Source organism: Terrabacter sp. 05T424, from assembly GCF_056396225.1.
The window spans coordinates 282,888-296,755 of record NZ_JBFTLB010000002.1 but is presented as its reverse complement, the minus strand read 5'-3'; the positions used below and the strand labels follow the sequence as shown (position 1 = coordinate 296,755).

Here is a 13,868-nt window from a genome sequence, read left to right as displayed (position 1 = left end):
GACGCCATTGTGGAAAACTCCACAGGCAGTGCGGGTTTGTTACCCACAGGCGGTGGACGGTCTTTTGTGCAGGTCATCCCGCATGAGGCGCTGTGACCCGGGCCACACGCGCACAGTTGTTCACACACCTTGTCCACAGCTGTTGACGGCGTGTCGGGGATGCGGGTCCCCAGGTTGTCCACAGGCCGTCTTGTGTGCCGAGGAGCCCGGCCCTAGGTTTGCACGGTGCTCCTCGGGGAGGGCGGTTCGGCGGGTTTGGTAGGGCCCGCCACCGGCCCTGTCGGCGCCGCGTTGTCTACTGGGTGTGGACCGGGGTTGCACCGCTGTCATTCACTCACGCACCACTCACGCACCACTCACGCACCACTCACGCACCACTCAGGGGAACTCCCAGGGGAAGGGGAGCACGTGTCGCTCGACGAGCTGAGCACGAGCGCTTTCGCGTCGTCGTCGACCCGTGACGGGGGCCCGCCCGACGACCGCCTCCCCCCGCAAGACGTCGGCGCCGAGCAGTCCGTCCTCGGCGGCATGCTCCTGTCCAAGGACGCCATCGCCGACTGCGTCGAGCAGCTCAAGGGCACCGACTTCTACCGCCCCGCGCACGAGCTCATCTACGACGCCGTGCTCGACCTCTACGGTCGCGGCGAGCCCGCCGACGCGATCACCGTCAGCGACGAGCTGACCAAGCGCGGCGACCTCAGCCGGGTGGGCGGCCAGGCCTACCTGCACCAGCTCATCGCGTCGGTCCCCACGGCCGCCAACGCCGGCTACTACGCCCAGATCGTCGCCGAGCGCGCTGTGCTGCGCCGTCTCGTCGAGGCCGGCACCCGCATCGTCCAGCTCGGCTACGCGCAGGGCGGCGGCGACGTCGAAGACATCGTCAACGCGGCCCAGGCCGAGGTGTACGCCGTGGCCGACAAGCGCGGTGGTGAGGACTACCACGCCATCGGCGACATCATCGAGGCGACCGTCGACGAGATCGAGGTCGCGTCGGGTCGTTCGGGCGAGATGACCGGTGTGCCAACGGGATTCACCGACTTCGACGCCTTGACGAACGGTCTGCACCCCGGGCAGATGATCGTCATCGCCGCCAGACCGGCGATGGGAAAATCGACAATCGGCCTCGACATCGTCCGGTCGGCTGCCATCAAGCACAAGATGGCTGCTGTCGTCTTCTCGCTCGAGATGAGCCGCACCGAGATCACGATGCGTCTGCTGTCGGCCGAGGCGGGCATCCAGCTGCAGCACATGCGCAAGGGCACCATGCGCGAGGAGGACTGGACCCGCCTCGCCTCGACGATGGGCCGCGTCTCCGACGCGCCACTGTTCATCGACGACTCGCCGAACATGTCGCTGATGGAGATCCGAGCCAAGTGCCGCCGGCTCAAGCAGCGCGAGAACCTCAAGCTCGTCGTGATCGACTACCTCCAGCTCATGAGCTCGGGCAAGCGTGTCGAGTCCCGTCAGCAGGAGGTCTCCGAGTTCTCGCGTGCGCTCAAGCTGCTCGCGAAGGAGCTCGAGGTCCCCGTCATCGCGATCTCGCAGCTGAACCGTGGTCCCGAGCAGCGCACCGACAAGAAGCCCGCCATGAGCGACCTTCGTGAGTCGGGCTGCCTCACCGCGGATACTCGCGTTCTCCGTGCTGACACCGGGGCTGAAGCGTCCTTGGGGCAGCTGTACGCGGAAGGCGCGAAAGACGTTCCAGTGTGGGCGCTCGACGACAAGCTCCGTTATGTGGCTCGGCCCCTGACGCACGTGTTTCCCACGGGCACGAAGCCCGTCTTCAAGCTCACGCTTGCCTCAGGCAAGACGGTGCGAGCGACGGAGAACCACCCTTTCCTGGCCTACGAGGGGTGGACGGCGCTGGGCGACCTCCGCACGGGTTCTCGGATCGCCGTGCCGCGTCACGTTCCCGCACCCGAGCGCCACGAGCCGTGGGAGGACTCGCGGGTCATCCTGCTGGCGCACATGCTCGGAGACGGATCCATGGTGGCGCGTCAGCCGATCCGCTACGCGAGCATCGACGAGGCGAACCTCGAGGCTGTCACCAAGGCCGCGCTGACGTTCGGCGTCGCCGCCGTGCGCGACGACCATGCTGCCGCGAGAGTCAGCACGCTGCGCCTGCGCGCCCCTTTCAGGCTCACACACGGCAAGCGGAACCCGATCGCGGAGTGGCTGGACGGGCTGGGCCTCTTCGACAAGCGCAGCCACGAGAAGTTCGTGCCTGAGCCGATCTTCCATGTCTCCAAGCGACAGGTCTCACTCTTTCTGCGGCACATCTGGTCGACGGACGGTTCGGTCACGGTCAACAAGAACGGCCGCGGCGGTCGCGTGTACTACGCCTCGACCTCGCGACGGCTCGTCGACGACCTGTCGCGGCTTCTCCTGCGCTTCGGCATCTCGACCCGGGTGCGCACGGTCAGGAAGTCCGGTTACCGCGCCGGCTACACGCTGGACATCTCCGGCAGCGACAGCCAGCGTCGGTTCCTCCAGGAGATCGGCGTGCACGGCGATCGCGGCGTCCATGCTGAGCGCCTCCTTTCCATCGTCCGCGAGACGAAGTCCAACACCAATGTCGACACCGTCCCTGTCGGCATCTGGGACACCGTCCGCGAGGTCATGTCCCAGCAGGGGATGACCACGCGCGCTTTCCAAGCGGCAATGGGCGTCCAGTACAACGGCTCCGCGATCTATCGACACAGCCCCTCGCGCGAGCGGCTCGCCCAGGTGGCGGCGGTGCTCGACAGTGCTGAGCTCGAGCTCTACGCAGTGAACGACGTGCTCTGGGACTCGGTGGTCTCGATCGAGCCCGACGGCGTCGAAGAGGTCTTTGACGCCACCGTGCTGGGCGCGCACAACTTCGTTGCCAACGGCATCGCGGTCCACAACTCGATCGAGCAGGACGCGGACATGGTGATCCTGCTCCACCGCGAGGCGGCCTACGAGAAGGACTCACCTCGCGAGGGCGAGGCCGACCTCATCGTGGCCAAGCACCGAAACGGTCCCACCGACACAATCGTCGTTGCGTTCCAGGGCCACTTCAGCCGCTTCACCAACATGGCCAACAACTTCTGAGCCGCTGCACTTCAGGCGCGGCGGCTGCTCACCAGTCGGCGGGTCGGATGTAGTCGGCCGCGGGCCGGCCGAGCCACTGAGTCACGCGCATCGTCAGGTCGAGATCCGCGAGACGGGCTGTGCGCAGGTTGGTCAGCCTGCTTGGCGTGCAGTCGATCTCGGCGGCGAGCTGTGCCCACGTGAGGCCTTCCTCGCGACGCCGCTCGTTGAGGGCCGCATGCAGCTCGCCGAGGTCCCATCTCAGGCGGCGCCCCGCACCCGCCCGCGGCAGCCTGGTGTCACCGACGTCGACCACACGACCGGTGAGGAAGTCCTCGGGTGCTCGGTCGAGCCAGCGCAGCATGAACAACGCGTACTGGCAGGACGTCTCACCCCGCCCTCCGAGCCGGGACACTGCGCCGCCGCACAGTGGGTGGTCCATCAGCTCTGCGTTGAGCTCCGACGACTGCTCCCACAGCTCGTCCGCGAGCTCGTACCAGCTCAGCTCACGATCGAGACGTCCCGCGTCCACGGCGCCGAAGAACCGTGGAAAGTCGAAGCGCGGCAGCGCGGTCATGAGCACCAGCCTAGGACTCGCGACCCGCGCCCGGAGCGTTCCGATCGCCCCCCACCAGCTCGGCCAGGTCTCGGGCAGCAGTTCCGGGACGAAGGTCAGGCGTCGGGAAGCGCGGCGAACGCTGCCTTGGTGTCGCGGTACCAGTCCATCGACTTCTTCGGGTGCCGCCAGCGTCCCTTCATGGCGTCACGGGCGTCCTGGTGAGAGGCGTCGCCGGCCTTCACGGCCTCCCTGAGGTGACGGTCCTGGGACTTGATCACCTCGTCGGCGTTGTCGCCGCTGTGCTCGAGGTCGCAGGCGCCGCCCAGGGCTCGGCAGGTCATGGTCTTCATGTCAGCTCCTTCGTCGGTGTGCTCTTCTGGTCTGATGACGATCGAAGCAGCTCGAATGTGACACGGAGCGTGGATACGTCATCCGTCGTGCGTGATGAGCGTATGGAGCGTGCCCGCCAGACCTAGCGCCGTGAGGACCACCGCGGGAACCAGGAGCGGAGACCGCCAGGGCTCGAAGACGCCGTACGACTGCACCGCCACGGCCACGCCACCGAACATGGCGACACCGGCGACCAGCTCGATCACGCTGAGAGCCGACGAAAGCGGGCCGGCATGACCCTGGCGGGCCTCGCCGACGGCGCGCACGGCCGCGAAGCAGAAGGCCAGCCCGGCCAGCGCAAGAAGCAGGCCGGGAACGAGCAGGACCGTCTCGAGCTCGGCCCCGGGAGCCTTGCTGGTGAACAAGAGGATTCCGCCGAAGACGACGGTTGCAGCACCCACGAGGAGGTGGGCGAGGCCGAACGCGACGTTGGCGTCGTCGCGGCGTGACGAGGTGCTCTCCATGATCCAGAGAAGCACCGTCAAAGGGTTGCTGTCGTGAGTAGGTGTACTTCGCGACCCAGGAGACGGCGGAAGATCGCCAGAACCACGGCGTCGCACGGGAATGCACCGAACAACTCGTCGGTTGACTCCCTCACGAACATACCCACCCGGGGTATTGCCATAGGACGACGAGGAGGGCCGAAGCCATGAATGACCTGTCGCACACCGCCCACGAGGCCGCGCACCAGCACCACGCAGGTGCCAGCGGTGGCAGCCACGGTGGGGATGGCAGCCACGGCTCAGGACTCGCGTCGATGGCGGCGAGCGCAACGCTCCACTGCCTCACCGGGTGTGCCATCGGCGAGATCCTGGGCCTGATGATCGGAACCGCGGTCGGGCTCGGCACCGGAGCAACGATCGCGCTGTCCGTGGCCCTGGCGTTCCTCTTCGGCTACACCCTGTCGAGTCTCCCGCTCCTGCGCACCGGGCTGACCTTCGGCGCGGCCCTGCGGCTGGTCCTTGCCGCCGACACCGTCTCCATCCTGACAATGGAGGTCGTCGACAACCTCGTCATGGCCGTCATCCCCGGCGCCATGGACGCCGGCCTCGTCAACGCCGTCTTCTGGGTGAGCATGGCGATCTCGCTCGTCGCCGCCTTCGTCGCGGCCTATCCGGTCAACCGAAACCTGCTGCGACGCGGCAAGGGCCACGCCCTGACCCACGAGCACCACGGATCGACCGCACCGGTGACCGGCGCGCGCCGCTTCGTCCCGGTGCTGGCTCCAGTCGCGTTGGCATCGGCCATCGCGTCGTTCATGCTCGGCGGCTTCGTCGTCTCCGTCGCCGACGGCCTGATCCGGTAGCACCGGCGGGCGCCACCTGCGGCGGCCGTTCGTCCGGGACCGGCCCTACGCTGCTCGACATGACCGACGAGACGTATGAGGACCGCACGGGCACGAGGTTCGAGAAGCTGCGACTCACCGGCGCCAGCTTCGAGGATGTCTACCTCGATGGTGCGAACTTCCATGACGTGGTGCTCACCGGCGCGACCCTGCGGCAGGTCGACCTGCGCGGTCTCCGCGCACGCGACGTCTGGCTCGAGGACGTCGACATCACCGCCGAGATCGGCAACCTGCGGATCAACGGTGTCGACGTCGTGCCCCTCATCGAGGCCGAGCTCGACCGGCTCCAGCCCGACCGCCCCAAGATGCGTCCCACCGACGCGCAGGGATTCCGCGAGGCGTGGGACGTCGTCGAACGCATCTGGGGCGAGACCGTCGACCACGCGCGCACCCTCACCCCCGACCAGCTCCACGAACGCGTCGACGGGGAGTGGTCGTTCATCGAGACGTTGCGCCACCTCGTCTTCGCGACCGACGCCTGGGTGCGTCGGGCCCTGCTCGGCGAACCCGAGCCGTGGGATGCGCTCGACCTGCCCCACGACGACATGCCCGACAGTCCACCCGTCCCCCGCGACCGCGAGGCGCGCCCGACGCTCGACGAGGTGCTCGCCCTGCGCGCCGACCGGATGGCCACAGTGCGACGCGTCGTCGACGGCCTGACGGACGAGGCGCTCGACGGCGCAACGGAACCCGTCACCGAGCCGGGCTACCCCGAGCCGGAGTCGTTTGCCGTCCGCCGCGTTCTGCGCACGATCCTCAGTGAGGAGTGGCTGCACCGCCAGTACGCCGAACGGGACCTCGCCGTCGTCGCTGCCCGAGCGGAAGGGCGTCCGGTGCCGGAGCCTGCTGCCGGGATACCTCCTCGGTGACGGAGGTCAACGAGCGGCGTCGACGATCCGCCGATGGACCTCATGCAGCGCCGTCGCCACGGCATCGGAGACCCGCTCACCGTGGGTGAGCCAGTCGACCAGCGAGGTGTCGTCGCGAGTCAGGCCCGACCGGACGTCACCCACCGCGGCGGCCATGAGGGCACCGGCGCGAGGCACGGGTAGGGCATCGCCCAGGGCCTCGGCTGCCCAGGCGTCGGCAGCGTCCATGAGCTCGTCGCCGACGTGCGCTCGCCGAGCGGACGCCAGTGCGGCGGCGGTGGCCGGCAGCGCGCCGACGGCCTCGAAGCCAGCCACCGTCGCGACCTCGCGCACCAGCTCGTCGAGATGGATCTCGAGCAGCCAGGACGGCATGCCCCGGGAGGCGAGCACCCGCGCCAGCCACTGCACCTGTCGGATGGCGCTGGCATCGTCGAGCCAGGCGAGGGACACGAGCCAGGCCGAGTCGGTGGTGGCGAACCGCGACCCGCGAGCTCCGTAGCGCGCGCCGTAGTAGGGCATCGCGTCGATCGACCGCTGCGCGGCACGCACCGCGGCCCGGAGCAGTGTTGCGTCCGTGGTGATCTCGTAGCCGCCGGCGTCGGCGTTGACGACGGCCGCATCGGCCGGCAGGCCTTCGGCCCGTCGAGCGAGTCCGGCGACGACGTGGTTCTCGCCCTCGACCACCAGCTCGATGACGCGCTTCAGGTCTGCATCAGGGGCGTCACGTCCGGTCAGCTGTCCGTTGAGCGCGAGGCGCAGCACGGCGGCGTCCGTCGACCGGGTGGCCACGACGAGGCGCTCGACCCCGACCACGGCGGCAAGAACCGCAGGGTCCTCGAGGGGGCCGGTGAGGGTGCGGTCCACGTGGTCGAGCAGCAACTGCCGCGCCTCGTCGGTGGGTCCGGGGCCAGTCATGCAGACATTCTGACGGCCCGCGCGCCGCCCGTCTCGCAGCGCCCCGAGCGGTCGCCCCCTTCAGGCCGACTCGAGCCGCCGGATGTCGGTCCACCCCGTCCAGCCGCGCTCCTCGAGCAGCTCCAGCAGGCGTGCCGCGCACGGGAAGGACTCGACGAAGGCGGCGTCGAGCAGCGCGATGAGCTCGGCGCTGACGGGATGCACGTCCTCGAAGTCCTGTGCCTCGGCGGCCGCGGCCTCGATGAAGGCGGTGACCCGGTCGGCGAGCGCCGGCAGCCGCGGGTCGTCGGGCCCGCAGTCGACGAGGTCGCCGATGTCGAGGTAGAGCCGGCGCAGTCCCTCGTGCTCGAGCTGCTGCTGCTTGATCTCCATGAGGTCGGCGACCGCCTCGGGCATCTGCGCGGCGATGAGGATCCAGCTGTCGCGCTCGACCTCGATGACCCGTTGCGGGAACCCGAGCTCGCGCATCCGTTCGACGTAGGCGACGGCCTCGGGCGGGAGGGTCAGGCTCTCGCCGGCAGCGAGCTTCGCGATGCGGTCGCGGTGCCGCTGACGCTCCCGGATCTCGGCCCGGAGGCGGCGGTCGATCTGCTCGACCGCCGCCGCGAACTCCTCGTCGCCCGCGTCGAGCAGCTCGCTCACCCGCGACAGCGGCACGCCCGCGTCGGCCAGCGTGCGGATGCGCACGAGCTGGACCACGGCGGCCGCGTCGTAGCGCCGGTAGCCGGAGTGGTCGCGTGCGGGCTCGGGCAGCAGTCCCTTTGCGTGGTAGTGCCGCACGGCGCGCACCGTCACACCGGCGTACGCGGCCAGCTGGCTGATCGTGAGCATGGCCCCATTCTCCTGACGCGCGGGTGCGATGGCGTATGCCGTGTGCCCGGGCACGCCGTCAGGCGATCTTGCGCTGGTAGGTGCGCAGGGCGAGGGCGTACGCCAGGACGAGCAGCCCGACGCACCAGGCGAGGGCGACCCACAGGTCGGCGCCGACGGGCTGACCGGCGAACAGCGCGCGGATCGTGTCGACGATGGAGGTGACCGGCTGGTGCTCGGCGAACCACCGCACGGGGCCGGGCATCCCCGACGTCGGCACGAAGGCCGAGCTGATGAAGGGCAGGAAGATCAGCGGGTAGGAGAAGCCGCTCACTCCGTCGACCGACTTCGCGGTGAGGCCGGGGATCACCGCGAGCCAGGTGAGGGCCAGGGTGAAGAGCGTCATGATCCCGAGCACTGCCAGCCAGGCGAGCAGTCCTGCGCCGGTGCGGAATCCCATCAGCAGTGCGACGAGCACGACGAGCACGAGCGAGACGAGGTTCGCCACGACCGAGGTGAGCACGTGGCTCCAGAGCACCGAGGATCTGGTGATGGGCATCGACTGGAACCGCTCGAAGATGCCACCCGAGACGTCGGTGAAGAGTCGGAAGGCGGTGTAGGCGATCCCCGACGCGACGGTGATGAGCAGGATGCCGGGGAGGAGGTAGTTGACGTACGAGTCGCTGCCGACGTCGATCGCGCCGCCGAAGACGTAGACGAAGAGCAGGAGCATGGCAATCGGGGTCACCGCGGTGGTGATGATCGTGTCGGGGCTGCGCAGGATGTGGCGCAGCGACCGCTTGGTCAGGACGGTGGTGTCGCCGAGGGCGTGCGTGGTCATGGTCGGTCCTCAGTTCGTGGTGGCCGGGTGGCCGACGATGGACAGAAAGATCTCCTCGAGCGTCGGCTGCTTCTCGACGTACTCGATCTCGGTGGGCGGCAGCAGCGCCTTGAGCTCGGCGAGCGTGCCGTCGGCGATGATGCGGCCCTCGTGGAGGATCGCGATCCGGTCGGCGAGGTGCTCGGCCTCGTCGAGGTACTGCGTGGTGAGCAGGACGGTGGTGCCGCGGCCTGCGAGGGCCTGGACGGTCTTCCACACCTCGATGCGTGACTGCGGGTCGAGCCCGGTCGTCGGCTCGTCGAGGAAGAGAACGGGCGGGTCGCCGATCAGGCTCATCGCGATGTCGAGGCGGCGCTTCATGCCGCCCGAGTAGGTGCCGGCGCGCCGTCCGCCCGCCTCGGTCAGGTCGAACCGCGCGAGCAGCTCGTCGGCGACCCGTCCCGGCTCGGCGACCCGGCGCAGCTGGGCCACGAGCACGAGGTTCTCGCGACCGGTGAGGATGTCGTCGACGGCAGCGAACTGCCCTGTGAGACTGATGGACTCGCGTACCTTCGCCGCCTCGGTCGCGACGTCGTGGCCGCTGACGCGGGCCGTGCCCTCGTCGGCTTTGAGCAGAGTGGCAAGGATCTTGACGGTGGTCGTCTTGCCGGCGCCGTTGCTGCCGAGCAGGGCGAAGATGGAACCCGCGGGCACGGTCAGGTCGACCCCTCTGAGCACCGCGGTGTCGCCGTAGGACTTCGTCAGTCCGGCGATCTCGATGGCGTGTGTCGTTGTCATGGGACGAGCGTGCAACCCTGACGCTGCGTCAAGGTCAAGCCCCATCGGCCCGCGGGCGGGCGGGCGGGTTCCGGGACGCTCAGGGGCGGACGACGACCTTGCCGTGCAGCGTGCCCTGCTCCATGGCGGTGAGGGCGTCGACGACGCCGTCCAGGCCGATCGTGCGGTCGATCGCCGGGCGGATCGCACCTGTCGCGACGAGCTCGCCGACCCTGCCGTGGAGCTCGCGGGACTGGCGGGTGACGAACCACGTCAGGTGCTGGCGCGAGAACGGGTCGAGGACCGCGGCGGCCAGGTTGCGGTGCAGGCCGCCCAGCCAGCGCCCACCGCCCTCACCGCCGACGATGACGAGCGTGCCGGTCGGCGTCAGGACCCGGCGCAGCTCGCCGATCGGTCGGTTTCCGGCGATGTCGACGACGGCGTCGAAGGGACCGGAGAGCTCGCCGACGGCCGTGGTGCGGTAGTCGGCGACGTGCTGCGCGCCGAGGGTGCGCACGAAGTTCGCCTTGACGGCGCTGCAGACCGCGGTGACCTCGGCGCCCAGGTGGGTGGCGATCTGCACCGCGAAGGTGCCGACGCCGCCCGAGGCGCCGAGCACGAGGACCCGCTGGCCCGACTGCACCCGGGCGTGGCGCTGCACCGCCTCGAGGGCAGTGCCCCCCGAGATGCTCAAGGTGGCGGCCTCCTCGTCGCCGACGCCGGCCGGCGTCGGCGCCAGCTGGGCGGCGCGGGCGACGGCGAGCTCAGCCAGGGAGCCGGCGGCGGTGCCGAAGACGCGGTCGCCGATCGCCAGGCCGGCCACCTCAGGACCGAGCGCGACCACCTCGCCGGCGACCTCGAAGCCCAGCACCGGCTGACGCGGCTGTCGGAGTCCGAAGGCGGCGCGGGCGGCATACGGGGTGCCTGTGAGCAGGTGCAGGGCGCCGCGGTCGAGGCCTGCGGCGTCGACCTTCACGAGCACCTGACCGCGGCCGGGCTCGGGTCGTCGGATGCGTTCGACCTGCACCTCGGCGACGCCGCCGTAGCGCCGGCGGGTGACGGCGCGCACGTGCGTCGGGAGGGGTGAGGTGCGCGTCGAGGACGCGTGCGAGGCGGTCGGGTCGGAAGGCCGGAGTTGTGGAGTCTCCATGTCGACATCTCTCTCTTACGTCGTAAGGTTTGAAGCGACGCTAGCATTACGCCGTAAGGCTGACAACCCCTTGGAGGTCCGGTGCCCCCGCGCAAGCTCACCCGCGAGAGCGTCCTCGACGCCGCGGTCGCCATGGCCGACGGGGAGGGCCTCGGCCGGCTGACGATGCGCCGGCTGGCAGGCGAGCTCGGGGTCGAGGCGATGTCGCTGTACCACCACGTCGCAAACAAGGACGCGCTGCTCGACGGCATGGTCGACCGTGTCTACGCCGAGGTCGTCCTTCCCGACGCCTCACGCGACTGGCGCATCGAGCTGCGCCGCCGGTCGCTGTCGGTGCGCGAGGTCCTCGGCCGCCACCCGTGGGCGTTGCCCCTGATGGAGTCGCGCCGCGCGCCCGGGCCGGCGACCCTCGCCTACCACGACGCCAACATCGCGTGTCTCCGCGCGGGCGGTTTCAGTCCCCGTCACGTCGCCCACGCGTATGCCGTCGTCGACGCCTTCGTGTACGGCTTCGTCCTGCAGGAGACCACGCTGCCCTTCGACTCCGGCGCCGAGGCGGCCGACTTCGTCAGCACCGGTCCCCTCGCAGAGCTCCTCGCCGCGTACCCCAACATGGACTGGTTCGCCGAGCACATCGTGCTCGCAGACGGATACACGTTCGCCCGAGAGTTCGAGCCCGGCCTCGACCTCGTCCTCGACGGCGTGGCAGCCCTCCTGGGCTGAGCGCCCCGCCCTCGATCCCGGTCAGCGGCAGGTGGTGAGGACCCGGGTGACCGCTGCCTTCTCGGGGGCGGTCACCCAGAGGTGGTAGCGGGTCTTGACCGCGACCTGCCGGGCGACGTAGGTGCAGCGGAATGCGCGGTTCGGCGGCAGCCATGAGGCGGCGTCGGAGTCACGCTTGGCACTGTTGGTCGGCCCGTCGACGGCGAGGAGGTTGAGCGGGTCGTTGGCCAGCGAGATGCGCTGATCACGCGTCAGTGCCTGCCCGCCCTTGACCCAGGCGTCACCGAGGGCGACGACGTGGTCGACCTGCACCTTCGACGAGGAGGCGCCGCGTTCGAAGACGATGACGCGGCCGGTGTACGGGTCGACGAGCCGCCCCGACGCCACGACGCAGCCGTGGGTGCCGGTCTTGAGGCGCACTGCAGAGAGATCGCGCCGGAGCACGTCGTTGCGGGCGTCGCACCCGTTGTGGCCGTCGGTGACGTCGGCGTCGTCGGTCCACGCCGGCCCGAACTGCTCCCGGGCGTACCCGGTCTTCGGGGCGCGTCCCTTGACCGACAGCCTGTCGAGCTGCGAGAGCGCGACACGCGCCTGGGCTGCGGTGATCGTCGGCGTGCTCGTGACCGGCAGGCTCGTCGTCGTGCCCGGGGCGGATCCATCGACCTCGGTCGGCGCGTGACCTCGGCCGCCCGGTCCCGCCCCGGTCAGGGCCGGGAGCCCGCACCCGGCGAGGAGCACGGTCAGGGCTACCGCCACGGCGGGAGCTAGGGCGAGCGCGGCGCGGCGCGGGAGGCTTGGCACGGTGGAACACCTTGGCACGCAAGCCAACCCGAGCCGAGGCGCCTCGCCGCAGGGGGCCGGTGCTGGATGGGCGAGGCGCCACACTCACGGCTGGTTCCCAGCCGTCGCACGGTGCCCTCCCACACGCGGGACGTACGGTGCCCCATCGACACGCGCCGGCAGTGGGCGGGCGCCCGACCTGTCAGGAGGTTGCCATGGCTGATCTCGGAGGTCCGGAGATCCTCGTCATCATCATCGCCGTCGCGCTGCTCTTCGGGTGGAAGCGCATGCCCGACATGGCGAGGAGCCTCGGCCGGTCGGTGCGCATCTTCAAGTCCGAGGTCGACCAGCTGAAGGCGGGCGACGTGCCCGAAGCGGGTCCGGCGCCCGCGGCGAGCACCGCACCCGCCCCCGACACGGCGACCACGCGTACGCCGGGGGTCTAGGACCTCACGCGACGGTGTGGATCGGTGCCGTCGGCAGCTTGCGCACCTTGGCCCGGCGGCGACGCCGCTGCGGGATCATCGAGCGCATCTCCTCGAGACGGCCGAAGCAGAGCAGCCGGTCCTCGGCCTCGAGCACGACCCGCCGCCGCGGGTTGGGGACGACGCTCGTGCCTCGGTGCAGGGTGAGCACCTGCAGGTCGCGCTCCTCGAGGCCCGACTCGCCGATCGTCTTGCCGATGATGTCGGCGCCCGCGTGGACGACGAGCTCGGCGACGCCGTAGCCCGTCGAGACGGTCAGGCGCTGGCGCACGTCGATCTCGGGGAAGGCCACCTGACCGGCGATGTGGTCGACGATGGCGCCGGCGATGTCGAGGTTCGTGGCGCGCTCGATGCCCTCGAGGCCGGGGGAGGAGTTGACCTCCATGACGAGCGGGCCCTCGTTGCCCTCGAGCATGTCGACGCCCGCGACGCGCAGCCCCATGATCTGCGCCGAGCGGACCGCGGCCTGCTCGTACTCCGGCGTCAGCTCGACCGGCTCGACGGTGCCGCCGCGGTGCACGTTCGAGCGGAACTCGTCGCCGTTGGCGCGTCGGCGCATGGCGGCGACGACGCGGTCGCCGACGACGAGGGCCCGGATGTCGCGGCCCTTGCTCTCCGTGACGAAGCTCTGGATGAGGACGTTCTGCTTCGTGCTGTGCAGCGTCTCGATGATCGCTTCGGCGATCTTGATCTCCGGGGCGAGGATGACACCGATGCCCTGCGTGCCCTCGAGCAGCTTGATGACGACAGGCGCGCCGCCGACCCGCTCGATGGCCGGGATGACGTCGGCGCGGTTGCGCACGAAGGTGGTCGCCGGCATACCGATGTTGTGGCGCGAGAGGATCTGCGTCGCGCGGAGCTTGTCACGCGCGTTCGCGATGCCGTTCGCCGTGTTCGGCGTGTAGACGTCCATCTGCTCGAACTGGCGCACCACGGCCGTGCCGAAGTAGGTGATCGAGTTGCCGATGCGCGGCAGGATCGCGTCGTAGTCGGAGAGCTGGCGCCCGCGGAACTGCAGGTCGGGCTCGGGCCCGGTGAGGTCGATGGCGAAGCGCAGCGTGTTGAGGACTCTCACCTCGTGGCCGCGGTCGAGCGCTGCGGTGCGCAGGCGCTGGGTGGAGTAGGCACGCGGCGCGCGCGAGAGGATCGCGAGTTTCATGCAGAGGTCCTGCCAAGATGGGCGGGTGTCTG

The 13,868-nt window shown here is 70.0% G+C and carries 15 protein-coding genes; 5 read left to right on the top strand and 10 right to left on the bottom strand.

Annotation, left to right across the window (positions count from 1 at the left end; all coding sequences use genetic code 11):
- Positions 1-408: 408 nt before the first annotated feature.
- The gene (locus tag AC1DE0_RS06465; RefSeq protein WP_478098400.1) at positions 409-3,075 is read left to right on the top strand and encodes a replicative DNA helicase; all 2,667 of its coding nucleotides are present in this window, start codon (positions 409-411) and stop codon (positions 3,073-3,075) included.
- Between the two features lie 28 nt (positions 3,076-3,103).
- On the opposite strand, the gene AC1DE0_RS06460 is transcribed toward AC1DE0_RS06465, so the two are convergent.
- From AC1DE0_RS06460 to AC1DE0_RS06450, 3 genes are all read right to left on the bottom strand, one after another.
- Positions 3,104-3,631, bottom strand: coding sequence for a hypothetical protein (locus tag AC1DE0_RS06460; protein WP_478098398.1), 528 nt, complete (start codon positions 3,629-3,631; stop codon positions 3,104-3,106).
- 95 nt (positions 3,632-3,726) lie between these two features.
- Positions 3,727-3,963 (bottom strand): DUF1059 domain-containing protein, encoded by a 237-nt coding sequence (locus AC1DE0_RS06455; protein ID WP_478098395.1) that lies wholly within the window; start codon positions 3,961-3,963, stop codon positions 3,727-3,729.
- A 78-nt stretch (positions 3,964-4,041) separates the two neighbouring features.
- On the bottom strand, positions 4,042-4,482 hold the full coding sequence (locus AC1DE0_RS06450) for a hypothetical protein (protein ID WP_478098393.1): 441 nt from the start codon (positions 4,480-4,482) through the stop codon (positions 4,042-4,044).
- A gap of 170 nt (positions 4,483-4,652) precedes the next feature.
- On the opposite strand from AC1DE0_RS06450, the gene AC1DE0_RS06445 reads away from it, so the two are divergent.
- On the top strand, positions 4,653-5,309 hold the full coding sequence (locus AC1DE0_RS06445) for a DUF4396 domain-containing protein (RefSeq protein WP_478098391.1): 657 nt from the start codon (positions 4,653-4,655) through the stop codon (positions 5,307-5,309).
- Between the two features lie 59 nt (positions 5,310-5,368).
- Positions 5,369-6,217: a DinB family protein gene (locus AC1DE0_RS06440; protein ID WP_478098389.1), complete on the top strand. Its 849-nt coding sequence runs from the start codon at positions 5,369-5,371 to the stop codon at positions 6,215-6,217.
- A gap of 6 nt (positions 6,218-6,223) precedes the next feature.
- Here AC1DE0_RS06440 and AC1DE0_RS06435 read toward each other — a convergent pair whose 3' ends face one another.
- From AC1DE0_RS06435 to AC1DE0_RS06415, 5 genes are all read right to left on the bottom strand, one after another.
- Positions 6,224-7,132, bottom strand: a complete 909-nt coding sequence (locus tag AC1DE0_RS06435) for a hypothetical protein (RefSeq protein WP_478098387.1) — start codon at positions 7,130-7,132, stop codon at positions 6,224-6,226.
- A 60-nt stretch (positions 7,133-7,192) separates the two neighbouring features.
- Positions 7,193-7,963, bottom strand: coding sequence for a MerR family transcriptional regulator (locus AC1DE0_RS06430; RefSeq protein WP_478098385.1), 771 nt, complete (start codon positions 7,961-7,963; stop codon positions 7,193-7,195).
- A 58-nt stretch (positions 7,964-8,021) separates the two neighbouring features.
- Positions 8,022-8,783, bottom strand: a complete 762-nt coding sequence (locus AC1DE0_RS06425) for an ABC transporter permease (protein WP_478098383.1) — start codon at positions 8,781-8,783, stop codon at positions 8,022-8,024.
- Positions 8,784-8,792: 9 nt separating this feature from the next.
- Positions 8,793-9,560 carry an ABC transporter ATP-binding protein gene (locus AC1DE0_RS06420; RefSeq protein ID WP_478098381.1) on the bottom strand — a complete coding sequence of 256 codons (768 nt, stop codon included), beginning with the start codon at positions 9,558-9,560 and terminating at the stop codon, positions 8,793-8,795.
- A gap of 79 nt (positions 9,561-9,639) precedes the next feature.
- Positions 9,640-10,689, bottom strand: coding sequence for an NAD(P)-dependent alcohol dehydrogenase (locus AC1DE0_RS06415; protein WP_478098379.1), 1,050 nt, complete (start codon positions 10,687-10,689; stop codon positions 9,640-9,642).
- A gap of 81 nt (positions 10,690-10,770) precedes the next feature.
- Between AC1DE0_RS06415 and AC1DE0_RS06410 the strand changes: the two genes are divergently transcribed.
- A complete protein-coding gene (locus AC1DE0_RS06410) occupies positions 10,771-11,412 on the top strand; it encodes a TetR/AcrR family transcriptional regulator (RefSeq protein WP_478098376.1) in 642 nt (213 codons plus the stop codon).
- A 21-nt stretch (positions 11,413-11,433) separates the two neighbouring features.
- Here AC1DE0_RS06410 and AC1DE0_RS06405 read toward each other — a convergent pair whose 3' ends face one another.
- Positions 11,434-12,213, bottom strand: coding sequence for an HNH endonuclease family protein (locus AC1DE0_RS06405; protein ID WP_478098374.1), 780 nt, complete (start codon positions 12,211-12,213; stop codon positions 11,434-11,436).
- A 194-nt stretch (positions 12,214-12,407) separates the two neighbouring features.
- Between AC1DE0_RS06405 and tatA the strand changes: the two genes are divergently transcribed.
- Positions 12,408-12,638: a Sec-independent protein translocase subunit TatA gene (gene tatA, locus AC1DE0_RS06400; protein ID WP_478098372.1), complete on the top strand. Its 231-nt coding sequence runs from the start codon at positions 12,408-12,410 to the stop codon at positions 12,636-12,638.
- A gap of 4 nt (positions 12,639-12,642) precedes the next feature.
- Here tatA and AC1DE0_RS06395 read toward each other — a convergent pair whose 3' ends face one another.
- Entirely contained in the window at positions 12,643-13,836 is a 1,194-nt protein-coding gene (locus tag AC1DE0_RS06395; RefSeq protein ID WP_478098370.1) for a RimK family alpha-L-glutamate ligase, read from the bottom strand.
- Positions 13,837-13,868 lie beyond the last annotated feature (32 nt).